Origin of the sequence: Streptomyces asoensis, from assembly GCF_016860545.1 — a bacterium.
Taxonomy (GTDB): Bacteria; Actinomycetota; Actinomycetes; order Streptomycetales; family Streptomycetaceae; genus Streptomyces; species Streptomyces asoensis.
In genome coordinates, this window is sequence record NZ_BNEB01000002.1 from 1742577 (window position 1) to 1764237 (window position 21661).

19 protein-coding genes and 1 pseudogene are annotated in these 21661 nt (G+C 72.8%); 12 read left to right on the forward strand and 8 right to left on the reverse strand.

The window, feature by feature from the left end; translation table 11 throughout:
• Positions 1-43: 43 nt before the first annotated feature.
• Both Saso_RS10650 and Saso_RS10655 read left to right on the forward strand, forming a co-directional pair.
• Entirely contained in the window at positions 44-1627 is a 1584-nt protein-coding gene (locus Saso_RS10650; RefSeq protein WP_189918894.1) for an FMN-binding glutamate synthase family protein, read from the forward strand.
• A gap of 60 nt (positions 1628-1687) precedes the next feature.
• Positions 1688-3452 (forward strand): annotated as a pseudogene (locus Saso_RS10655) (thiamine pyrophosphate-dependent enzyme).
• 11 nt (positions 3453-3463) lie between these two features.
• Here the strand turns inward: Saso_RS10655 and Saso_RS10660 are convergent.
• The 6 genes from Saso_RS10660 to Saso_RS10685 form a co-directional block, all read right to left on the reverse strand.
• Positions 3464-3793 carry a CU044_2847 family protein gene (locus Saso_RS10660; RefSeq protein ID WP_189918896.1) on the reverse strand — a complete coding sequence of 110 codons (330 nt, stop codon included), beginning with the start codon at positions 3791-3793 and terminating at the stop codon, positions 3464-3466.
• Between the two features lie 17 nt (positions 3794-3810).
• Positions 3811-5040 carry an ABC transporter substrate-binding protein gene (locus tag Saso_RS10665; RefSeq protein WP_189918898.1) on the reverse strand — a complete coding sequence of 410 codons (1230 nt, stop codon included), beginning with the start codon at positions 5038-5040 and terminating at the stop codon, positions 3811-3813.
• Positions 5037-5885: a hypothetical protein gene (locus Saso_RS10670; protein ID WP_189918900.1), complete on the reverse strand. Its 849-nt coding sequence runs from the start codon at positions 5883-5885 to the stop codon at positions 5037-5039. The genes Saso_RS10665 and Saso_RS10670 overlap by 4 nt, the downstream gene beginning before the upstream one ends.
• A complete protein-coding gene (locus Saso_RS10675) occupies positions 5882-7342 on the reverse strand; it encodes a VWA domain-containing protein (protein WP_189918902.1) in 1461 nt (486 codons plus the stop codon). Before Saso_RS10675 ends, Saso_RS10670 begins: the two co-directional genes overlap by 4 nt.
• Positions 7343-7404: 62 nt before the next feature.
• Complete coding sequence (locus Saso_RS10680; RefSeq protein WP_189918904.1) at positions 7405-9561, reverse strand: tetratricopeptide repeat protein; 2157 nt, start codon at positions 9559-9561, stop codon at positions 7405-7407.
• A gap of 9 nt (positions 9562-9570) precedes the next feature.
• Entirely contained in the window at positions 9571-11274 is a 1704-nt protein-coding gene (locus Saso_RS10685) for a trypsin-like serine peptidase (protein WP_189918906.1), read from the reverse strand.
• A 308-nt stretch (positions 11275-11582) separates the two neighbouring features.
• On the opposite strand from Saso_RS10685, the gene Saso_RS10690 reads away from it, so the two are divergent.
• The 4 genes from Saso_RS10690 to Saso_RS10705 are packed head-to-tail and all read left to right on the forward strand — an operon-like array spanning position 11583 to position 14629.
• Positions 11583-12929: a GH25 family lysozyme gene (locus Saso_RS10690; protein ID WP_189918908.1), complete on the forward strand. Its 1347-nt coding sequence runs from the start codon at positions 11583-11585 to the stop codon at positions 12927-12929.
• Positions 12930-12967: 38 nt separating this feature from the next.
• Positions 12968-13354: a hypothetical protein gene (locus Saso_RS10695; RefSeq protein WP_189918910.1), complete on the forward strand. Its 387-nt coding sequence runs from the start codon at positions 12968-12970 to the stop codon at positions 13352-13354.
• A gap of 32 nt (positions 13355-13386) precedes the next feature.
• On the forward strand, positions 13387-13800 hold the full coding sequence (locus Saso_RS10700; RefSeq protein WP_189918912.1) for a hypothetical protein: 414 nt from the start codon (positions 13387-13389) through the stop codon (positions 13798-13800).
• Positions 13801-13852: 52 nt separating this feature from the next.
• Positions 13853-14629 carry a D-Ala-D-Ala carboxypeptidase family metallohydrolase gene (locus Saso_RS10705; protein WP_189918914.1) on the forward strand — a complete coding sequence of 259 codons (777 nt, stop codon included), beginning with the start codon at positions 13853-13855 and terminating at the stop codon, positions 14627-14629.
• Between the two features lie 69 nt (positions 14630-14698).
• Here the strand turns inward: Saso_RS10705 and Saso_RS10710 are convergent, their stop codons facing one another.
• Positions 14699-15883 carry a helix-turn-helix domain-containing protein gene (locus Saso_RS10710; RefSeq protein WP_268253197.1) on the reverse strand — a complete coding sequence of 395 codons (1185 nt, stop codon included), beginning with the start codon at positions 15881-15883 and terminating at the stop codon, positions 14699-14701.
• Between the two features lie 331 nt (positions 15884-16214).
• Between Saso_RS10710 and lexA the strand changes: the two genes are divergently transcribed.
• From lexA to glpK, 6 genes are all read left to right on the forward strand, one after another.
• Positions 16215-16886 (forward strand): transcriptional repressor LexA, encoded by a 672-nt coding sequence (gene lexA / locus Saso_RS10715; protein WP_189918918.1) that lies wholly within the window; start codon positions 16215-16217, stop codon positions 16884-16886.
• 63 nt (positions 16887-16949) lie between these two features.
• Positions 16950-17525 (forward strand): HIT family protein, encoded by a 576-nt coding sequence (locus Saso_RS10720; RefSeq protein ID WP_189918920.1) that lies wholly within the window; start codon positions 16950-16952, stop codon positions 17523-17525.
• The gene (locus tag Saso_RS10725) at positions 17518-18000 is read left to right on the forward strand and encodes a hypothetical protein (protein WP_189918922.1); all 483 of its coding nucleotides are present in this window, start codon (positions 17518-17520) and stop codon (positions 17998-18000) included. The genes Saso_RS10720 and Saso_RS10725 overlap by 8 nt, the downstream gene beginning before the upstream one ends.
• Positions 18001-18106: 106 nt before the next feature.
• Positions 18107-18532, forward strand: a complete 426-nt coding sequence (locus Saso_RS10730) for a DUF3592 domain-containing protein (RefSeq protein ID WP_189918924.1) — start codon at positions 18107-18109, stop codon at positions 18530-18532.
• 179 nt (positions 18533-18711) lie between these two features.
• Positions 18712-19557: an MIP/aquaporin family protein gene (locus Saso_RS10735; protein ID WP_189918926.1), complete on the forward strand. Its 846-nt coding sequence runs from the start codon at positions 18712-18714 to the stop codon at positions 19555-19557.
• Positions 19558-19581: 24 nt separating this feature from the next.
• A complete protein-coding gene (glpK, locus tag Saso_RS10740; protein ID WP_189918928.1) occupies positions 19582-21099 on the forward strand; it encodes a glycerol kinase GlpK in 1518 nt (505 codons plus the stop codon).
• Between the two features lie 75 nt (positions 21100-21174).
• On the opposite strand, the gene Saso_RS10745 is transcribed toward glpK, so the two are convergent.
• Positions 21175-21648, reverse strand: a complete 474-nt coding sequence (locus Saso_RS10745) for a carboxymuconolactone decarboxylase family protein (protein ID WP_189918931.1) — start codon at positions 21646-21648, stop codon at positions 21175-21177.
• Between the last annotated feature and the right edge of the window lie 13 nt (positions 21649-21661).

Consider the following 21661-nt stretch of genomic DNA (forward strand, 5'->3'; position numbering starts at 1 on the left):
CGAGCGGGCGCATGGGAAGCGGGCGGCGGGCAACGCGTCAGGGGTGACACGCGTCGGAATCGTCCTCCTGCTCCTGCTCGCCGCCCTCACGGCGGCGGCCGCGACGGCCCGGATCTCGCTCTACTGGCTGTTCGCGGCCCTCCCGCTGATGTTCCTGGCCCTGCTGGGAGCGTGGGACCTCGCACAGCGCCGCCACTCCGTGCTGCGCAACTACCCGGTCCTGGGCCACGCCCGGTTCCTCATGGAGCGGATCCGTCCGGAACTCCAGCAGTACTTCATCGAGCGCAACTACGACGGGCGCCCCTTCGACCGGGACGTACGCAGCATCGTCTACGAGCGGGCCAAGGGCACCGCCGCCGAGGAGCCGTACGGCACCGAACGGGACGTGTACCGGCCCGGCTACGAGTTCCTCGTCCCGTCGATGGCACCCCGTGAGGCACCGCAGACCCCGCCGAGGGTGCGCATCGGCGGCCCCGACTGCACCCGCCCCTACGACATGGCGCTGCTGAACGTGTCTGCCATGAGCTTCGGCTCGCTGTCCGCCAACGCGATCCTCTCGCTGAACGGCGGCGCCGCCGCGGGCGGCTTCGCCCACGACACCGGGGAGGGCGGGCTCTCCGCGTACCACCTGCGCCCGGGCGGCGACCTCGTCTGGGAGATCGGCACCGGATACTTCGGCTGCCGCACACCGGACGGCGACTTCGATCCCGGCGAGTTCGCGGACAAGGCGGCGCACGACCACGTCAAGTGCGTCTCCCTGAAACTCTCGCAGGGCGCCAAACCGGGCATCGGCGGCGTCCTGCCCGGGGCCAAGGTCAACGCCGAGATCGCCGAGGTCCGGGACGTCCCCCGCGGACGCACGGTCGTCTCGCCGCCCTATCACCGGGTGTTCTCCACCCCGCGGGAACTCGTCCGCTTCCTCGCCCGCATGCGGGAACTGTCGGGCGGCAAGCCCACCGGGTTCAAGCTCTGCGTGGGATCGCGCCGGCAGTTCCTCGCCGTCTGCAAGGCGATGCTGGAGGAGGGCACCACCCCCGACTTCATCGTCGTGGACGGAGGCGAGGGCGGGACCGGAGCCGCGCCCCTGGAGTTCGCCGACCACGTGGGCACCCCGCTCACCGAAGGGTTGCTCACCGTGCACAACGCCCTCGTCGGCACCGGCCTGCGCGACCGGATCAAGATCGGCGCGAGCGGCAAGATCGCCACCGGTACCGACCTGGTCAAACGCATGGTCCAGGGCGCCGACTACGGCAACGCCGCGCGGGCGATGATGTTCGCCGTCGGCTGCATCCAGGCCCAGCGCTGCCACACGAACACCTGCCCCACCGGAGTCACCACCCAGGACCCCCGGCGCGCCCGCGCCCTCGACGTCCGCGACAAGACACCGCGCGTCCAGCGCTTCCAGGAAGCCACCGTCGCCAGCGCCCTCCAGCTCATGGCGTCCATGGGCGTCACCGACCCGGCCGAACTGCGCCCCCACATGCTCCGGCGGCGGATCGACCCCTGGACGGAACGCTCCTACGCGGACCTGTACGAGTGGCTGGAGCCGGGACGGCTGCTCGCCGAGCCCCCGCGGTCCTGGGCGGCCGACTGGCAGGCCGCCGACCCCGACCGCTTCACCGTCTGACCCCCGGATCCCGAGATCCGGCCCCCGACCGCCGCCCGCCCCGTCCGACCGGAGGACCCCATGGCCCGAACCGTTGCCCGCGTCATCGTGGACGCACTGAGCGAACTCGGCGTACGCCAGGTGTTCGGTGTGGTCGGAGACGCCCTCAACCCGCTGACCGACGCCATCCGCACCACCGAGGGACTGGAGTGGGTCGGCTGCCGCCACGAGGAGGCGGCCGCCTTCGCGGCGAGCGCCCAGTCGCAGCTCGGCGACACCCTCGGCGTCTGCATGGGCACCGTGGGGCCGGGCTCCCTCCACCTCCTGAACGGGCTGTACGACGCGGCCAAGAGCCACACCCCGGTGCTGGCGATCGCCGGCCAGGTACCGCTCGCCGAGATCGGCAGCGACTACTTCCAGGAGATCGACAACGACGCCGTCTTCAGCGACGTGGCCGTCTTCCGCGCGACCATCACCTCTCCCGACCAACTGCCCCAGATGCTGGAGACGGCGGTGCGCACCGCGCTCGGCCGCAAGGGCGTGGCCGTTCTCACCGTGCCGGGCGACCTGGGCGAACGGGAACTGACCGCGGACCGGCCGGCGCGCTTCTCCCTCAACGCGCCCCTCAGCCGCCCCGACGAGTCCGCCGTGCGGCGCGCCGCGGAACTCCTCGACCGCGCCGAACGGGTCACGCTGCTCGTCGGCCGGGGCGCGCGCGGCACGCGACGACGTGCTCGCGCTGGCCGACCGGCTGGCCGCGCCGATGGTGCTCACCCTGAAGGCCAAGGCCGGGTTCGAGGGCGACACCAACCCCTACCAGGTCGGACAGACGGGCCTCATCGGCAATCCGGCGGCCGCCTCTGCGCTCCAGGACGCGGACACCCTGCTGCTGCTCGGCACCGACTTCCCCTACCGGGACTGGTATCCCGAGGGCCGCACCGTCATCCAGGTCGACACCGAGGCCACGCACATCGGACGGCGGGTCCCGGTCGAGCTCGGCCTGGTGGGGGACACCGGCGCCACCGTGCGCGACCTGCTGGCCCTGCTCGGCACCGCGCCGTCCGAGGGCGGGGAAGGCGCCCGCGACCGCGCGCACCTGGAGAAGGCCCGCGACCGCTTCGACACCTGGCGCGCCGGCCAGGCCCGGCTGGCCGACCCGTCGCACGACAAGGGACTCCTCGGCCGTGTCCGCTCCGCGCTGGACAACCGCACCCACGACATCCGCCCGGAGGCGCTGGCCGCCCTCGTCGACAGGATCGCCGCGGACGACGCCGTCTTCACCTCCGACACGGGCATGGCGACGGTGTGGCTCTCCCGCTTCGTCGAGATGCGCGGCGAGCGGCGGCTGATCGGGTCCTACAACCTCGGCTCGATGGCCAACGCGATGCCCCAGGCGCTGGGCGCCCAGTTCCTGGACCGCGAGCGCCAGGTCGTGGCCTTCTGCGGCGACGGCGGACTCGCCATGCTCCTCGGCGACCTCATGACCCTGAAGACGTACCGTCTGCCCGTCAAGCTCGTGGTCTTCGACAACCGTCGCCTCGGAATGGTCAAGCTGGAACAGGAGCAGGCCGGACTCCCCGAGTTCGGCACCGTCCTCGACAACCCCGACTTCGCCGCCGTCGCCCGGGCGATGGGCATCCCCGGCATCCGGGTGACCGACCCGGAGCGACTGGAGGACGCCGTACGCGAGGCCTTCGCCGCTCCCGGTCCGGTGCTGCTCGACGTCCTCACCAACCCCGACGAGATCGCCGTGCCCGCCAAGCCGACCGTCGAGCAGGGCTGGGGGTTCGCCGTCGCCAAGGTGAAGGAGATCGTCCGCAGCCACGGGGACGCCGCCGAGGACTGAGCGCCGCGCGGTCAGGCGGGGGGCGTCGGTCGCGTGCCGCTCCAGCGGAGGGTGACGTCGAGATGGGTGCTCGTGCCGGCGCTCGCCAGGACCGCGCCGAGCTTGGCGTCCAGGACGACACCGAAGGTGACCTCCACCTCGTCGGGCCGCTCGGCGATGTCACGGAACCGGCCGATCACCTCGGAGGCGGCGGCGGTGATCGGCGCCAGGGCCTCGCGCAGCGTGGCTCCCGCGGTCTCCAGGCGGGTCCCGAGCCCCACGGCTCCGGTGCCGGAGCGGGCGGGTGGCGCCACGAGGACGGCGGTGCCGTCGTCGAGGGTGAACCGTACGGCGTCCGGCATGGTGGCTCCCGTGTGCGTCAGGGCTGGTTCAGCGGGCGGCAGAGCGGTCCGGGGGGCGGCGGGGACGCGCCCCGGGTGTAACCCAGTTCCTTCTGGACCTTGTCGAGGGCTTCCAGCAGCGGCGTCAGCGGCTTGCCGTTCGCGTAGTCCAGGACCGCGCGGTAGAAGGCGGCGGACACGTCGGGATCCATCGCGTCCGCGGCGCTGAAGCACAGCGTGTAGCGGGGCGAGCGGAGCATCCCGGCGATCCGGCCCTGCGTGGCGTCGGCGTACGTCGTCACCCGGCTGTCGGCGGAGAGGGCGAAACCGGGTTCGTCCACCCAGGCCTGCTGCGCCCGCGCGCCGGCCAGGTAGGCGATGAACTCGTCGGCGCTGCGGTTCCCGGTGAACTTCCCGACGAAGTCCGCCGAGACCTCCAGGGTCTCCCGCGAGGACGGAACGTACGTGTACCCGCCGTCCCTCACCCGGGTCGGCGCGAAGGCCATCGCGGACAGGGCGCCGTGGCTCAGCGCGCACCCCCTTCTCGTCATCTCCTCGGCTGCGTCACGGAAGTTGAACGTGGCCGCGTCCTCGCGGGCGCCGGCCACGAGGTCCCCCCACGCGGTCCACGCCTTCTCGACGGCACCCGCACGCCAGGGCGCGTCGCCCGAGGCCCACGCGGTGTACGGCCCGACTCCCCGCTCGGCGAGCAGGATGTCCGCGATCCAGTCGGCGCCCGGCCAGCCCGAGGTCGGACCGGACTCCAGGCCCAGGCACCACCGGTCGGCACGGGAGCGCAGCGCCGTCAGGTCCGTCGGGGGACGCGGGGTGACGGCGGCGTCGTACCAGATCAGGCTCTTGACGTCGGCCTTGACGGGAACGGCGTAGACGTCCGCGCCGTGCATGCCGAGCCCGCGGAACGGCTGCACGAACGCGTCCGTGTCGACGTCGAGTCTGCGCAGGGCCCCCTCCTCGCGGTACTTGGCGATCGCCCCGACGCTGGGCAGCACCGCCAGATCGGGCTCCGCGTCCGCGGCCACCGCCGCGTCGAGCTGCTGCGTCAGGGCGCGGGTGACCTGCGGTTCGACGTCGATGTCGTGGTCCTTCTCGAAGGCCTTGACGACCGCGTAGAACGCCTTGAACTCGGTCCCGGACCACGGGACCATGACCGTCACCTTGGCCTTCTCCGGTTCGCCGCACGCGACCGGCGCCACGATCAGCGCGAGGACCAGGGCGCAGCGCACGAGAGGTGCCGTGAGTCCTCTCATGGGCGCGGGAACCGGTACTCGGCGAGGCGCGGACGGTAGGCCAGGTATGCGAGCGCGCCGGCGGCGGCGAGCACCGGCAGGGCGATCGCCGCGGCGGGCGGCGCGGTCGTGCACATGGCGACGCCGACCGCCGCGGTGGCCAGTACGGCCACGCCGAGCGCCGGGCTCGGGTAGCGGCGGAAACGACGCACGACGATACGGCCGGTCACGCCGACCAGCAGCAGCATGACCACGAGCGGCCCGGTGAACAGCGGCCACAGCAGGCCGGGATCGCGCCAGCCCGAGCGGAGCTGGTCCTTCCTGGCCCGGTCCTCCAGCAGCGCGAGGTCCCTGAGCGACTGTCTGAGGCCGCCGGTGAAGGGCACCGGCCGGCTCCCTTCGTACTCCGGCGCGTCGTCCAGCGCGTCGCGTGCCCGGGCCACGCCCGGCGCCCCGTCCAGCACGGCCGTGTTGGCCAGCTGCACGCACGTCGCCAACTGGCCCTGGACGAACTGGATGTGGCTCAGTCCCCGTTCCCCGGCCGCGTTGCCCTCCGTCGCCGAGGTGAGGTGGGAACGGACGCGGGCGGTGGCGTTGGCGAAGTCGTCGCCGGTACCGGTCAGACCGATCGCGCCGATCCCGGACACGGCGTCGAGCGCGTCGTTCGCCTTCCCTGCCTGGTCGTACGCCTCCCGGATGTGCCGGACGGCCGCGCCCGTGCGGTCGGCGGCGGCGATCTGCTCCCCGGCCCGGTCCGCCACGACCAGGTACAGCAGCGCCGTCACCGCCACCGTGCCCAGCACCCCCGCCCTGAGCCGCCGCAGCGCCACGACCGGATGCGGGACGCGCAGCCGTGCGCGGGTCACGGCGCGTCCCTCGGCCGGTCGGTGAGGTCCGCGTCCGCGTAACGGTGTCCGCACTCCTCGCAGAACCTCGCCGTGGGCGACGTGGACGTCGTACCGCACCGGGGGCACACGCGCGGCAGCCCGGCCTCCCGGGGCGGCGGACCGCCGGCGTCGACCGCCCTTCTCGCGGTCTTGGTCGAATCGACGCCGATGCCGAGGATCCGGCCCCGGGAGACGTCCCGCCGCAGCCGCAGCGCGCCGTCGGGGCCCCCGGCCGCCACCGAGCGCAGCAGCCGCAGGCGGGTGGTGTCCCCGAGGGACTGCGCGAGGCCGATCGCGAGACGCAGTTCGCGGTCCGCGCGGTCGAGGTCCCCGCGCAGATGGGCGTCGGCGCAGGCGCGCATGGCCATGCCGAGTTCGCGTTCGTTCTCCACGCGGGTGAGGTCGGGGGAGCGCGGGATCCCGAAGCCGGGCGTCGAGCGGCGGCGCACGATCATGGGCATGGTCGGTGAGCAGGGCCGCCGCCCTCCGTCGGGGAACTCGGCATGCAGCGTGACGCGGGCGGCCCGCAGGGTCTCGTCTACGGTCAGGCTTCCCGGGTCCACCCGCAGCGACATCTGGTACTGCCGGGTCTCCGGGGGCCAGGAGCCGAGAGGTATGTGGGTCTCCTCGCCGCGCTGCTGACGCGCCGTCAGCTCCGCCTCGACCGGGCGGGTCTGCCGGACGAACGCCAGCCGGAACAGGCTGTTGAGCCGCAGGCCGAGATACACCCTCGGCACGACGATCCGCTGCGCCGCGTCCATCAGCCGGGTGAAGTCCGCCGTGAGGTCGGAGAGGGTGACGACGGCCTCGGCGCCGCCGTGCAGGGCCTCCGTGACGCGCAGGAGTTCGGTGTAGTGCCAGTCGTCGCCCAGGCCCCGTGCGTCGCAGACGAAACGGTCGGTGCAGCTCGCGAGGACCTCGTCGAGCTGCCCGGGTGTCTCGTGCTCGTCCTTGCCGTCCGTGTACAGCACCGCGTGGCGCACGGTGGCGGGGGAGTCCACCGACGCGAACAGCTCACGGGCACAGGCCAGCCACCGGCCGATCGCCGTGCCCCCCTCGGGCAGCTGGCCCGCGATCCGGAGTCTGGCGTCCTCCCGGGTCCGGGCGTCGACACGGGCCAGGCCACCCGTCGCCGGGAAGATCACCTCGGCCTCGTGGTGCCCGGCGACGACCGCCAGGAGGGTGCCGTCGCGCAGGGTGTCCACGGCCGCGCACATCGCGCGTTTCGCCTCGTCCAGCTTGTGACCCGCCATGGACAGCGAGCGGTCCATGATGAGGACCTCGGCACGGCGGGCCCCCGCGGCCGGGCCTGCGACGGACCGCGCAGTGACGGTGATCAGGGCGTCCGCCCGCTCCTCGTCGTAGGGCAGATCCGCGGGTGCGTCCACTTCCAGGGCGAAGCCGAGCCCCAAGGGCGAGCTGTCCCCCACCGGCACCACCCGATCGTGTCGCTGCGTCTTCCCCTACGGAGCGTGCTCACCATCCCGACGGAAAGCGCCTAGGAGCTTAGCCTGCCGGACGCCGCTCCGAAACGGGAACGACCCGTTCTGCCGCGCCTGCCCTGCCGTCCCCGGCCCAGCGGCGGCCGCAGCCGGTTCGCCAGGTCCACCAGGGCCACGTACTCCCGTTCGGTCGCCGCGTGCGGTCCGAGCGCGCGGACCGCGTCGGACAGCTTCAGCCGGTCGCGGGTGCGCAGGAACTCCGCGTACTGGATCTCGGCCCGCAGCGAGGCGGCCGCCGCCTCGTCCACGTCCAGGCCGGGCAGGGCCGCCCGCGCCCGGTCCACGTCCTCGCCGGTCGGTGCCGGCCGGGCCCGCCCGGGCAGCACCACGACACGCAGCCGTACCGCGGCCACCCGGGCCTCGCGCTCGTAGCGGAACTCCTCCGCCAGCTGTTCGGCCACCTCCACCGCCTTCGCCCGCTCACCCGCGAGGAGCAGCACCCGCGCCAGTCCGAAGCCGCCCGCGCCGAGCGCCGGGGTGGTGTCGAAGACCATGCGGTAGTGCGCCCGCGCGACCTCCCCGTCCCCGCACAGCTCGGCGCACAGGCCGAGGGCCAGCGGCGGTATCAGCTCTCCGGGCAGGGCCCTGCGCACCTGGTTCAGCACCTCTGCGGCCCGCTCGGGCCGACCGTCGGCCAGCGCGACCAGGCCGCGGTACCAGTCGGACAGCCAGTGCCAGTCGGGCAGCGCGGCCGCCGTGAGCCGCTCCGCCGCCGACACGGCGTCCCGCCTGCGCAGGGCGAGCCTGCTCTCGGCCAGCGCGCCGCCCGCCGGGCCGGTGACACCCGGGTCGTCGGGATCGGACAGGGGCGCCGGGAGAGCGGCCGCGACGTCGCCGGGCTCCGGCGAGGAGAACGGCGCGAGGATGTCCAGCAGCCCGCTCTCGTCCGCCCGCGCCGCGACCCAGTGCGCCAGGGGCCGGGCCGCGCCCAGCCCGCCGTGCAGAGGTTCGGGCATGGAGCCGAACAGCGCCGAGGGGCGCGTGACCTGACGGCACGTCGGCGCGGCCGCCACGACCTGCCGGATGACCCCGCTGAGCTGTTCCGCGAACTGCCGGGCCGACACGAACCGCCACCACGGCCGTTCGGGGTCCGTGGCCCGGTCCAGGAGCAGCCGCAGCGAGTCGACGCCCGGCGTGGCGGGATCCGTCCACCGGGAGCGGCACACCTCGCGCAAGGTCATGCCCAGCCCGAACAGGTCGAAGCCGGGGGTGGGGCGCAGATGCTCGGGATCGGTCTCCGGTGGGGCGTAGGCCCTCGTGTACGCCACCACCGGGCCGGTGTCCTTGGTGTGGCTGCGCACCGCGCCGAAGTCGATGAGCCGGACCCGGTCCAGCGCCCCCGCCGGACCTTCCTCACGGAAGCGGATGATGTTCAGCGGCTTGACGTCGCAGTGCAGCAGGCCCCGGGCGTGCAGGTAGTCGAGCGCCTGGAGCACCCGGACGCCATGGGCGAGCAGGGTCTCCAGACGGTCGCCGTCCCGGGCCGAGAGCGGCTCCCCGGGCACGTACTCGAGGACGAGGTGCGGCCCCTCGGGCTCGTAGCCGAGGATCCGGACGATGCTGTCGTGCCGGAGGCCCACGAGGACGTCCCGTTCGTGCCGGGCCGTCTTGGCGACCGACCTGTGCAGCGCCTTGAGGACGACCTGGGTCGCGAGGTTGCGGTCGTGGGCCAGATAGGCCGCGCCGTACGCCCCCGAGCCGACGACCCGGGCGACGTCGTAACGGCCGGCGATGGTGAGGCCGTCGGGCCGGTCGAAGTCGAACCGGGTGCCGCAGTGCGGGCAGAAGCCCGCGGTCCGTCCCGGCCCGCCGCCGTGACCGCGGCCGACCGGCTGCCGGCAGGAGGGGTCCGGGCAGAAGCGATGCGCCTCGGCCACCGGGTCCGACGAGATCACCGGGACGTCCGGGGCCTGATCGGCGTCGACCAGACCGAGGCCGTACCAGGGGTCAGGACGGACGTGCGCCACACCCACCCGCGCGCCGGCCCGCACCGTCCGCTCCGGTTCCGCGGCGCCGTCGCGCACCGCGGCGCCGTCCCGCGGTACCGGGCGCGGCGGCGCGGGCAGCGGCGGGCGGTCGCACACGTCGCAGAAGCCCTGTTCGTCGATCGGGCCGCGCCCGCAGTCCGGCCGTTCGCACATCTGACGGCTCATCCCCGTGGCTCATCCTTCCTCGGACCGTCGGTTCACCTCGTCGACGTAGCGCCCGACCAGCGTGCGGGCGGCCCCCAGATCGATGGGTTCGGTGTGCAGCGCGCGGGCGGCCGGGGCATGCCGCTCGGCGAGCCGCCGGTCCTCGTCCCCGAAGTACCGCGCGGCCCGCACCCGGTGGAGTTCGAGGACGGCGGTGAGGTCCTCGTGGGCCGCGATCAGCCGGCGCACGTCCCGGTCGAAGCGGGCCAGCACGGCGCGGGCGCCGTCCGCCAGGTCCCGGATCGCGGCGAGTTCGTGATGCGGTTCCGTCGCCCGGGCCACGGCCAGGCGGACCCGCAGCCGCGGCGCCACGCAGGGCGGCAACCGGGGCGCCGCGAAGAACCGCACGCCCCGCTCCCGGTACAGGGCGGACGCCGCGTCCTCGGCCTGCGCGAGCCGTCCGACGGCCGTGCGGGCCTCGGCGGCCGTCGCTCGCCGGGCCGCGTCGCCGCTCACGGGTTCCGGGTCGAGGCACACGTCGTGCGGGACGTCGGCCGGCGGCACGCCCTCGAAGCCGAGGACGAGACGGATGCCGCGCGAGCGGGCACGGGCGGCCAGCTCCCCCAGCAGATCACCGACGAGCGCCCGCGGATCCTCGGCCCGGTCCACACCGCCGACCACCAGACAGGCGGGCGGCCTGCGGCGCAGCAGCCGACGCCGCACCTCGTCGGCGTCGCCGCCGCCGGGGAACCCGAACCGCCGCGCGAGGTAACCGCCGACCTCGGCGACGGACCTGCCCCGCGCGTCGCAGGCCGCGTCGATGGCGCCCAGCCCGAGGACGGTGCCGCCGGGAGCGCCGGTGAGCTCGGCGTCCGTGACGGTGGCCCGCGCCGCCGGATCGGCGGTCCGCACCAGCCGGACGAGCCAGGAGTCGCCCACCGCCGTCGTGCCGCCGGTCCCGACGACGACGGTGCCGCACCAGTCGCTGTCGAGCAGCCGGGTGAGCTCCTGCGTCAGCGCGAGCCGCAGCGGATCGTCCAGCGGGTCCCCGGCCGGCCCCGGCCCCGGGGAGCCCAGTTCGTTGGTGCGGTCCCCGCCGGTGAACTCCTCGATCCGGGGCAGGTACGTCAGGATCGTCTCCGTCGGCAGCATCCAGGCCGCCTTCGCGTCGCCCTGGACGTAGTCGGCCACCACGATGCCGATGACGTGCCCGTCGAACTCGCCGCCGACCGCCATCGCCCCGGCGCCCGAGTACCCCCGCTCGATCCACGGGTCGCCCTCGCGGATCCGCTTCAGCAGACCCCACTCGCCCTGCCGGTGACCGGAGCCCGCCAGCCGCGCGTCCGCCCCCATGCCGAACGGTTCGTCCCGTGGGAAGCCGTACACCTGCACCGTGCCACCGGACAGGGGCGCCTTCCACAAGGTGGTCCGGACACCGCAGCCGGCCGGCTCGTCGAGCTCCAGGAGGGCCACGTCACCACGCTGGGTGCCGTGGTCGTGCACCCAGGTGCCCGGCGCCACGCGCGCGGTGCGGGTCCACTCGGGCCGGCACGCCGCACTGCTGACCCGCACCCGGGACGTGACGCCTCCCGGTGCCGCCCCGGCGAACCGGACCACGTGCGCGCAGGTGAGCACGTGCCGGTCGTCCAGCAGTACTCCGGCGCCACAGGGCGTGCCTTCCTCGTCGTCCACCCTCACGCGCCACGGACGGTCACTGTGGTGATGCAGCGCCATACGCCCAAGGTAGGGCAACGAGCGCCACATTCACCCGGCCCCGCGAGCGTTGCCCGGCCGTTCCCGGCTCGCCGACGGCCGCCCTCGTACGTCCCGTTCGGCCGCCGCCACCCCCGGCCGCAGGACCCGCCCCGGCCGCCCGCGTCCCGGGCCCGTCCCAGCGCCGGTCCGTCCGCGCAGGTCGCAGCCGTGCCGGCGTCCCGGCGTCCCGATCCCGGCCGGACGCGACCACGACGGGACGTCCGCTGCCAGCATCACTCGGGCCGGGAGCGCTCCCGGCCACTCACCAGCAAGAGGGGGAACACCAGATGGGAAAGAGGACGCTTCTGCGGGGTCTGACCCTCGCCGTGGCAGCGCTCCTGCCCCTGTACGGGCAAACGGCCACACAGGCGGCACAGGCCGCGGCCACCGCGGTCGCGGTCTGCGGGCACACGAGCGCACAGCCCACGCTTCAGCAGGGATCGACGGGAGACGCGACGGTCGAGGCGCAGTGCCAGCTCGACCTCGCGACGAAGCCGAGCCGGTACGCGCCGATCGCGGCCGACGGCACGTTCGGATCGGCGACCGAGACGCGCGTCAAGGAGTTCCAGAGGTGCGCCGGGCTGAGCGCGGACGGCGTCCTCGGCCCGAACACCTGGGCCGCGCTCAACACCTGGGCCGCCCAGCCGCACACCTGCGCGACCCAGGGCACGGCGGCCACGGCGCAGGCGACCGTGTGCGGTCACACCGACGCACGCCCGACCCTGAAGAAGGGGGCGAAGAGCGACGAGGTCAAGGAGGTGCAGTGCCGGCTGAACCTCGCCATGGAGCCGTACCACTATGCGCCGCTGACGATCGACGGCGACTTCGGGGGCGGCACCGAGGAGCGGGTCATCGAGCTCCAGCACTGCGCCAACCTCAGCGCCGACGGCACCGTTGGCCCGAACACGTGGGCGAAACTGGTCGACTGGTCGAGCCGTAACACGTACTGCACCCCGCCCCGCCCGGCCGGGCACCCGATCGACGGGCTGGACACGGCCAAGTACCAGCACCCGGGCGGCGCGCCGATCGACTGGAAGGCCGTCCGTGCCTCGGGCGTCGAGTTCGCGACGGTCAAGGCCACCCGGGGCATGAACGTCACCGACGAGTACCTCGCCACCGACCTGGAGGCGGCCCGGGCGGCGGGGCTGGCCGTCGCGCCGTACCACTTCTACACGGGCTCGGCCGCCGACACGGGGGCCGCGCAGGCCGACCGGTTCATCGCCGCCGTGCGGACGACCGGCTACACCGGCAAGCGCGCGGGCGACCTGCCGCCGATCTTCGACCTGGAGCGCATGGACGACGGCAGCGGACGCTGTCCCACCTACGGCACGGTGGCCGACGCCAAGGCCTGGCTCGACCGGGTCGAGAGCGCCTTCGGCCGCGTCCCGATGATCTACACCCAGAAGTCCTTCCTGGACGACTGCATGGGGTCGACCACCGCCTTCGCCCGGTATCCGCTCCAGCTCGCGGACTACCGCCAGTCCATCACCCAGCCTCCGCTGCCGAACGGCTCGACGACCTGGGCGATGTGGCAGTACACGGACGCCGCGGTCTTCCCCGGCCTGCGGGCGCCGGCGACCGGGGACGTGTTCAACGGCACCCAGGCCGACCTCGACCGGCTGGCCAACCGGTGATCCCGCCCGTGGCCATCGCCCTTCCGAGGAGGAACACCATGACCGACCGACTCTCCCGCGCGGCCCTCGTCGCCGTGCTCGCCGTCCTGGGTTTCGTCGTCCCGGCGCCCGCGGCGGTGGCCGCCACCGCCGCCACGAGCTGCTACGGCGGAGCGGTCACGGTCCACTACGGGGAGGTCCGCGACTTCGGCCCGTACGTGACCACGAGCCGCTGCACGGACATCAACATGCGGATGACCGGCGGCGACGCCGACTTCGGCTGGGCCTGTGTGCAGTTCGCGCGGGCCGGCGGCTGCAACTACTGGACCAAGATCGGCCGGAGCTGGACGACCATCGCCACCGACGTCCTGAACGGAACGAAGTTCACCGTGCCCAACGGCGTGGACCTGGAGGGCAGTTCCGCCACCTTCCAGATCGCCTTCTGACGTCCCACCCACTTCACCGAACGGAGACCACCATGATCAAGACCCGGGCGCTCGCCTCGGCTCTCGTCACCGTGGCCGCACTGCTGGCAGCGGGTGCCGCGCCCGCCGCCGCACAGTCCTCGGCCGCGGCGACCAGCTGCTACGGCGGCGCGAAGAACCTCAACTACCGCTACCAGGTGGGGCCCAAGGACTTCGGGCCGTTCACCACGTCCTCGCGGTGCGGTGACATCAACATGCGGCTCACCACGGACAACGGCGCGTTCCTCTACGCCTGCGTGGTGTTCGTCGACCACACCGACAAGTGCAACCACGACAACACCTACTCCCTGCACGGCACTCCGTGGGCGACGGTCGCCACCGACGTCAAGGACGGCACCCGCTTCGTCCTGCGCGTCGGCCCCTACGACACCGACGCGCAGAACGTGAACTTCCAGCTCGCCTACTGATCTCCTGCCGCACTTCTCGCACCACCGTTCCGACCGTTCCGAAAGGACGACGATGACCTTCCTCTTCCGGTCCGCCGCCGGGCGCTCCGCCGCCCGCCCCCTCGACCGCCGAAGCATGCTGCGCGGCACGCTGGCCGTCGGCGCCGGCCTGGCGTTCGGCCCGCTGCTGCTCTCCGGAACCGCACAGGCCTATTCCTGGTCGCGCACCATGAAGCAGGGCGACAGCGGCGCCGACGTGCTCGAGCTCCAGATCCGGGTCTCCGGCTGGGCCGCCGACAGCGCGAGCCACACCCGGGTCGGCCTCGACGGCGACTTCGGCCCCGGCACGCTCGCGGCCGTCAAGCGGTTCCAGGCCGCGTACGGCCTCGACGACGACGGGGTCGCCGGCCCCAACACCCAGGCGAAGCTGACCGCGCTGGAGCAGTCGGACGGCTCCACGGCCCACTTCAACTGGAGCGAGTTCGTCGACCAGTCGAGCGGCACCTTCAACGGCGGCAAGCTGAGCGCGGCGCAGACCAAGGAGAACGCCCGCCGCTGCATGTACAAGCTGGAGGCGCTGCGCAAGAAGCTCGGGGACAAGCCGATCACGGTCAACTCCGGCTTCCGCAGCATCGCGCACAACGCCGACATCGGCGGGGCCAGCGACAGCATGCACCTGTACGGCACGGCGGCCGACCTCGACGTGCCCGGCGTCGCCACCAAGACCGTCTACCAGAAGGCGGAGACCTGCGGGTTCTCCGGCCTGGAGCGGTACACCGTCGACCACCAGCACGTCGACAGCCGGGCCGACCTGGGCCGCGACTGGTGGTGGGAGAGCGGCACGATCTGACGCGGTCGCGGCCCGGCCGCGACCGTGCACCCCGGGTACCGCGGCGGCGGTACCCGGGGCTTCGCGCCTTCAGCCCTTCGGCTCGTCCTTGAGCGCGGCCTCGCAGGAGGGCCAGTCGTGGAAGTCGTGCTGCGCACTCCACAGGCGGTGGGCCGCCTTGATGTTCCACTCCGGGTCGAACGCCCGCAGCGGGGTGCCGCCGAGCTCGCGCAGGCGGCCGTCGGAGATCTGGAAGACACCCCAGTTGCGGCTGCCGTTGGTGTTGGGCAGGACCCACAGCGGGTCCAGGAACGACGCGCAGCGGGCGACGGCCACCGCGGACGCGGGATCCTCGGTGAACACCTGGCGGATCCGCTCCGCCACCCGGACCGGTGACCAGGTCGACATGCTCACCTTCCGCGCGTAGAGCGCCTTCTTGGTGGTCTCGTCGACCACGTTGCTGGCCGGCAGGCCCGCCAGCACCTGGAAGGCGGTCAGCCTGCGCAGGGTCTCCGGCCCGAAGTCCCCGTCGACGGCGAGCCGGCCCTTCGCCGCCACCAGCAGGTTCTGGACCTCGCGCACGCACTCGTCGTGCTGGCCCATGCTCACCGTTCTGCACGCGGGGGAGTACAGCAGTCCGTCCTCCGCCGTCGGCGACCCGTCGGCGGAACGGCCACCGGGCAGCCACACGAAACCGGCCACCAGCAGCACCGCGACCACGGCCGCCAGTACCGCGAAACGGGGCGAGAGCTTCTCGGGCATCCGGGACCGCCCGGGCCGCCGCGCCGCACCGAGCTCTATCTCCAGCGGGACCACGTCGTCCGCCCCCGCCCCCGCCCCCGCGTCCGCGGGTGCTGCGCCCTGCCGGGACCCGGGCTCCGCAGCCGTGTCCGCGGCCCCGGCCGCAGCCGTGGTCGCCGCCGGGCCGTCCGCGGGGCTCGCCTCGGCGTCGGATCGCCCGCCCTTCTCCGCTGCGGCCTCGCGTTCCGACGCGGGGTCCTCCTTGGCGGTCCCGGCGGATGCGTCCCGGTCGGTGTCCGCCAGTGCCCAGAGCCGGTGCAGTTCGCGGAGTTCCTCCGCGCTGGCGCCGCACACCTTGGCGAAGGAGTGCACGACCCGGTAGTCCGCCGGAACACCGAGCCCCGAGCAGTACCGATGCAGACTGGAACCACTGACGCCCGCCTCCTTGCCGAGGCGGTCGTAACCCCGGCCGCTGCGCTCCTTCAGCATGCGAAGACAGGCGGCGAACTTATCGGTATGCGGAGAGGCAACCACACTTCCACCCTTGCTCAAGCCCCTACTGACGGGTAGAAGCTACACCGCACGCCGGAGCGCGTGCGCCCTTTCGCCCACGCAATACGATCGTCAATAGCCTTTCTCTCGACGCAATTTGAAACAATGTCAAACACCTCTTATATCCGGGTGTCCCCTTGGGGTCTTCGCGGTGATGTGCCCCCCGGCCACTACGGTCCCGACCGCCTTTCCCGGGTCCGTACGACGCTCGCGCGCACGCTGTTTCCGGACCCCCGATCGAATCGGTGTTCCATTTGCACCGGATGACGGGTTAGGGTCGCGTTCAGCGAAGATCTTGTACGGAGGTGCCGGGATGGAGAACACGACCCCCGCCCGCCGGGGCCGTCCACCGGGCCCCCGGGCGGCCGAAGGAGAGCTGACCGACCGCCAGTCGGCCATCGTCCGCTTCATCACGGAGTCGGTCGACCGACGGGGCTACCCGCCGTCGATGCGGGAGATCGGCCAGGCCGTGGACCTCGCCAGCACCTCCTCGGTCGCCCACCAGCTCATGGTCCTGGAACGCAAGGGCGTCCTGTGCCGCGACCCCCATCGTCCGCGCGCCTACCGCGTGCGGACCGCCTGGTCGCCCGACCCGGCCGAGGGGAACGCCTCCCGGGTGGACGTGCCGCTCGTCGGGCGGATCGCCGCGGGCGCCCCGCTGCTGGCGGAGGAGATGGTGGAGGACGTCTACTCGCTGCCCCGCCAGGTGGTCGGGGACGGCGACCTCTTCGCCCTGGCCGTCTCGGGCGACTCCATGATCGACGCGGCGATCTGCGACGGCGACATCGTGACCGTGCGCCGCCAGGACAGCGCCGATCACGGTGACATGGTCGCCGCGCTCCTCGGCGACGAGGCCACCGTGAAGATACTGCGCCGCCAGGACGGGCAGGTGTGGCTGATGCCGCGCAACCCGGCCTACGAACCGATCCGCGGCGACCAGGCGCAGATCCTGGGCAAGGTCGTCGGCGTCCTGCGCCTGCTCTAGCGGGCGTCCGACGACCGCCGCCGCACCCACGAACTCCGGGGAACGGTTCTACGATCCCGGTCCATGACGACTCCCGACTGTTACACGTGCGGCAGGGAAGCGGAGTTCGCGGACCTCCCGCCGCGTGAGTGCGTGGCGTACGACGAGCACTGGCGGGTGGCCCACGCCGTCGGGACCGCGCTGCCCGGCTGGCTGGTGCTGCTGCCGCGGCGGCACGTCACCGCCGTCCACGACCTCACCGACGCCGAGGCGGCCGCCCTGGGCACGTGGCAGGTGGAGCTGTCCCGCGCGCTGCGCGGCGTCACCGGCTGCGCCAAGACCTACGTCGTCCAGTTCGCCGAAGCCGAGGGCTTCTCGCACGTGCACTTCCACATCGTCGCGCGCGCCGCGGACCTGCCGCCGGAGCACCGGGGGCCGGGCGTCTTCGCCCTGCTCCGGCGGCCCGGGAGCGAGCAGGTGACGGCTGACGAGGCCGACCGGATCGCCCGGTCGCTGCGCGCCCGGCTGCATGTCCCAGCGGCTGCCGCGCACGGTGCCGGGGCCGTCCGCGGGGCCGCACCGGGGCATCATGGTGACGACATCGAGGGGACCGGAGGCGGTCGGAGAGGGGCGAAGGGTGACGGGGACCTGGATGTATGACGCGTTGAGCTGGCGGGGGCCGCTGTCGGTGAACGTGTTCGTCGTCGGCGCGGGCAACACGCCCCTGCCGGACGAGGCCTTCCGCCTCGCCGGTCTGGTTCCCGACGCCGTCCTGCCGTACCCGCTGCAGGAGCAGCCCGAAGCCGTCCGGCCGCTGGGCCTGGTGTCGTACGACGTCGACTTCGACGACACCTCGCTCGACCTGCGCGACTACACGCGCGCGGTGCTCCGGCGGCTGTGCGCGGACACGCCGGCGGTGGCCTGGGCGGCCTTCGAGGGGACGTTCGACTACGACGAACTGCTCGGCGACCGGGTGGCCGACCAGATCTACGGCCACTGCGCGCACCGCGCCGAGCCGGCGGTCGCCCAGGACGCCGAGGTCCTGCGGGGCGAGGAGTGGCGGCGGGGAGTCGCCGGGGCGCGCGCGGCGCTGGACGCCCTGCTCGCCGGCCCGGTGGCGCCCGGCGGGAGGTGACCTGCGGATCGTCGCCCGAGGGTCGCGCCGGCGGGGGCCTTGTCGCCCCAGCTGTCCCACCCGCCTCACCCGCAACCGAGGGCCCTGCTGGTGCGTCGCACCACACATGCAACGTGAATGGCTCTTCTCCCTCATCCCGCTCGTCATCGGCACGGTCCTCCTCGGCTTCGGCGGGTACGGACTGCGGCGGGCGGCCGCGCTGCGGCGCACCGGTGTCACCGCGGAGGGCCGGATCGTCCGCCACGACAGCCGGCGCGACGACGACGGGGTCACCTACCACCACCCCGTGGCGGCCTGGACGACCCGCGACGGCCGGGCGTGTGAGCACGCCTCCCGGTTCGGCCGGGGGTCCGTCGCGGGCGCCTACCGCGTGGGCGCCCGCGTCGTGGTCCTGTACGACCCGGAGGACCCCCGCCGCTTCGAGATCCGGGGCTGGGACGCGCGGACGGTCGACCTCGTGTTCACCGTCGTGGGATCCGTCCTCACGGCAGGTATGGCGCTGGCCGTGGCCGTCCGTCTGCTGACCCTCTGACACCCGCGGTCCGGTCCCGCACCGCATCCGGATTCCCTCCTTCTCCGAGGTCGCGCCGAGCCCGGCTACAGATGGTGATGTTCCATTTGTGCGATTAGTCCATGATCGCCCTATGCTGTTCTACGGGAGACCTCGAGCAGTCGACGTGCCGGCTCGATGCCGGCGGGAAGCGGGCTTCCATGGCTGAGCGGTTCAAAAGGTCCGGATTGGTCGGCGAGCTGGCGGCCGAATTCACCGGCACCATGATTCTCATCCTCTTCGGCTGTGGCGTGGTGGCCCAGGTGGTCGCCGGTGGAGCGCTCACCACACCGCCGGGAGGACTCGGAAACCACGACAGCATCGCCTGGGCCTGGGGCCTCGGCGTCACCCTGGGCGTCTACGTCGCCGCGCGACTGAGCGGCGCCCACCTCAATCCGGCGGTGACGGTAGCCCTCGCCACCTTCAAGGGATTCCCCTGGAAGAAGGTGGCGCCCTATGCGCTGGCCCAGTTCGCCGGCGCCTTCGTGGCCGCGCTGATCGTGCGGTGGAACTACACCGAGGCCCTGGCGAAAGCCGACCCCGGACACACCATCAAGACACAGGGCGTGTTCTCCACCCTCCCCGCCAACGGCAACCCGAACCTGCCGGTCCACGAGTGGGGTGCGTTCCGTGACCAGGTCATCGGCACCGCCATCCTGCTTCTGCTGATCCTGGCCGTCACGGACCTGCTGAACACCCCTCCGGGTGCCAACCTCGCCCCGTTCATCGTCGGTCTGATCGTCGTGGCCATCGGTATGGCGTGGGGCACGAACGCCGGATACGCGATCAACCCGGCACGTGACTTCGGGCCGAGACTGGCCAGTTTCATCACGGGCTACGGAACGGCCTGGCGAGATCAGTACGGGAATCTCTACTTCTGGGTGCCGATCGTCGGTCCGCTGATCGGCGGCGTACTCGGCGCCGGCCTCTACAAGATGTTCATCGGCCGGTTCCTGCCGACCGCGGAGCCGGAGCCTCCCGGCCGTGTCCCGGCCCCCGAGGAATGACCCCGACAGCAGAGGCGGCAACCCATGGCTGACTTCGTGGGCGCGGTGGACCAAGGCACCACCAGCACCCGATTCATGATCTTCGACCACTCCGGCAACGAGGTGGCGAAGCACCAGCTGGAGCACGCGCAGATCCTGCCGCGCTCCGGATGGGTCGAGCACGACCCGGTGGAGATCTGGGAGCGCACCAACTCGGTGATGCAGAACGCGCTGCGGCACGGCAACCTCGCCCCCGAGGACCTGGCCGCGATCGGCATCACCAACCAGCGCGAGACCACTGTGGTGTGGGACCCGCGCAACGGACGCCCCTACTACAACGCCATCGTCTGGCAGGACACCCGCACCGACTCCATCGCGGCGGCCCTGGAGCGCTCCGGCCGGGGCGACGTCATCCGCCGCAAGGCGGGCCTGCCACCGGCGACCTACTTCTCCGGCGGCAAGATCCAGTGGATCCTGGAGAACGTCGACGGCGTCCGCGAGGCGGCGGAAGTCGGTCACGCCGTCTTCGGCAACACGGACGCGTGGGTCCTGTGGAACCTCACCGGTGGTCCCGACGGCGGCGTCCACGCCACCGACGTGACCAACGCCAGCCGCACCATGCTGATGGACCTGGAGACCCTCGACTGGGACGACGAGCTGCTGAGCTTCTTCGACATCCCCCGGCAGATGCTCCCGACCATCAACCCGTCCTCCCACCGCGAGGCGTTCGGCGTGACCCGCAGCTCCCGGCCGCTGCGCGCCGCCATCCCCATCGCCGGGGTGCTGGGCGACCAGCAGGCGGCCACCGTGGGGCAGGTCTGCTACTCGCCGGGCGAGGCCAAGAACACCTACGGCACCGGCAACTTCCTGGTCCTCAACACCGGTACGGAGCTGGTCCGTTCCCAGCACGGACTGCTCACGACCGTGGCGTACCAGTTCGGTGACAGCCCGGCGGTCTACGCGCTGGAGGGCTCCATCGCCGTCACCGGGTCCGCGGTGCAGTGGCTGCGCGACCAGATGAAGATCATCAAGGACGCGGCGGAGAGCGAGACGCTGGCGCGCACCGTCGAGGACAACGGCGGGATGTACTTCGTGCCCGCGTTCTCGGGTCTGTTCGCCCCCTACTGGCGCTCCGACGCCCGCGGCGCGATCGTCGGCCTGGCCCGCTACAACGACAACGGTCACCTGGCCCGGGCGACCCTGGAGTCCATCTGCTACCAGAGCCGCGACGTCGTCGAGGCCATGGAGCAGGACTCCGGGGTCCACCTCGACGTGCTCAAGGTCGACGGCGGCGTCACCGCCAACGACCTGTGCATGCAGATCCAGGCCGACGTCCTCGGAGTACCGGTCAGCCGCCCGGTGGTCGCCGAGACCACCGCCCTCGGCGCCGCCTACGCCGCGGGTCTCGCCACCGGATTCTGGCGTGACACCGACGAACTGCGCACCCACTGGCAGGAGTCGAAGCGCTGGGAGCCCCAGTGGTCCGAGGACCGGCGTGCCGAGGGGTACGCCGGCTGGAAGAAGGCGGTGGAACGCACGCTCGACTGGGCCAAGGTCGAGTGACGCACCCGGCACGTCAGGCGCCGCCCGTGAACGTACGGGCGGCGCCCGGCATGTGCCGTGCCGCCGCGGGCGCCGTCAGCCGAACTGCCCCGGCTGGTAGTCGCCGGCGGGCTGCCGGACGATGACGTTGAGGCGGTTGTAGGCGTTGATGAGGGCGATGAGGGAGACCAGTGCGGCCAGTTGCTCCCCGTCGAAGTGCTTGGCGGCGTTCGCCCACGCCTCGTCGCCGACCCCGCCCGCGGCGTCGGCGATGCGGGTGCCTTCCTCGGTCAGCTCCAGGGCGGCCCGCTCGGCGTCGGTGAACACCGTGGCCTCCCTCCAGACCGCGACCAGGTGGAGGCGCTGCGCGGTCTCGCCCGCGTGCGCCGCGTCCTTGGTGTGCATGTCGGTGCAGAATCCGCAGCCGTTGATCTGACTGGCGCGGATCTTCACCAGCTCCTGGGTCGCGGCCGGCAGCGGGGACTCCGAGACGGCCTTGCCCGCGGCGTTGAGGTACTTGGCGAACTTGGCGGCCAGCGGGCTGGTGTAGAAGTCGAGACGAGCGTCCATGGTGATCTCCCTG

What these genes read in the sequence shown, in the direction of transcription:
- Saso_RS10660 (WP_189918896.1), bottom strand. Translation starts at nt 3,793, where the DNA reads ATGCCGGACGCCGTACGGTTCACCCTCGACGACGGCACCGCCGTCCTC.
- Saso_RS10665 (WP_189918898.1), bottom strand. Translation starts at nt 5,040, where the DNA reads ATGAGAGGACTCACGGCACCTCTCGTGCGCTGCGCCCTGGTCCTCGCG.
- Saso_RS10680 (WP_189918904.1), bottom strand. Translation starts at nt 9,561, where the DNA reads ATGAGCCGTCAGATGTGCGAACGGCCGGACTGCGGGCGCGGCCCGATC.
- Saso_RS10685 (WP_189918906.1), bottom strand. Translation starts at nt 11,274, where the DNA reads ATGGCGCTGCATCACCACAGTGACCGTCCGTGGCGCGTGAGGGTGGAC.
- Saso_RS10690 (WP_189918908.1), top strand. Translation starts at nt 11,583, where the DNA reads ATGGGAAAGAGGACGCTTCTGCGGGGTCTGACCCTCGCCGTGGCAGCG.
- Saso_RS10695 (WP_189918910.1), top strand. Translation starts at nt 12,968, where the DNA reads ATGACCGACCGACTCTCCCGCGCGGCCCTCGTCGCCGTGCTCGCCGTC.
- Saso_RS10700 (WP_189918912.1), top strand. Translation starts at nt 13,387, where the DNA reads ATGATCAAGACCCGGGCGCTCGCCTCGGCTCTCGTCACCGTGGCCGCA.
- Saso_RS10705 (WP_189918914.1), top strand. Translation starts at nt 13,853, where the DNA reads ATGACCTTCCTCTTCCGGTCCGCCGCCGGGCGCTCCGCCGCCCGCCCC.
- lexA (WP_189918918.1), top strand. Translation starts at nt 16,215, where the DNA reads ATGGAGAACACGACCCCCGCCCGCCGGGGCCGTCCACCGGGCCCCCGG.
- Saso_RS10720 (WP_189918920.1), top strand. Translation starts at nt 16,950, where the DNA reads ATGACGACTCCCGACTGTTACACGTGCGGCAGGGAAGCGGAGTTCGCG.
- Saso_RS10725 (WP_189918922.1), top strand. Translation starts at nt 17,518, where the DNA reads ATGTATGACGCGTTGAGCTGGCGGGGGCCGCTGTCGGTGAACGTGTTC.
- Saso_RS10730 (WP_189918924.1), top strand. Translation starts at nt 18,107, where the DNA reads ATGCAACGTGAATGGCTCTTCTCCCTCATCCCGCTCGTCATCGGCACG.
- Saso_RS10735 (WP_189918926.1), top strand. Translation starts at nt 18,712, where the DNA reads ATGGCTGAGCGGTTCAAAAGGTCCGGATTGGTCGGCGAGCTGGCGGCC.
- glpK (WP_189918928.1), top strand. Translation starts at nt 19,582, where the DNA reads ATGGCTGACTTCGTGGGCGCGGTGGACCAAGGCACCACCAGCACCCGA.
- Saso_RS10745 (WP_189918931.1), bottom strand. Translation starts at nt 21,648, where the DNA reads ATGGACGCTCGTCTCGACTTCTACACCAGCCCGCTGGCCGCCAAGTTC.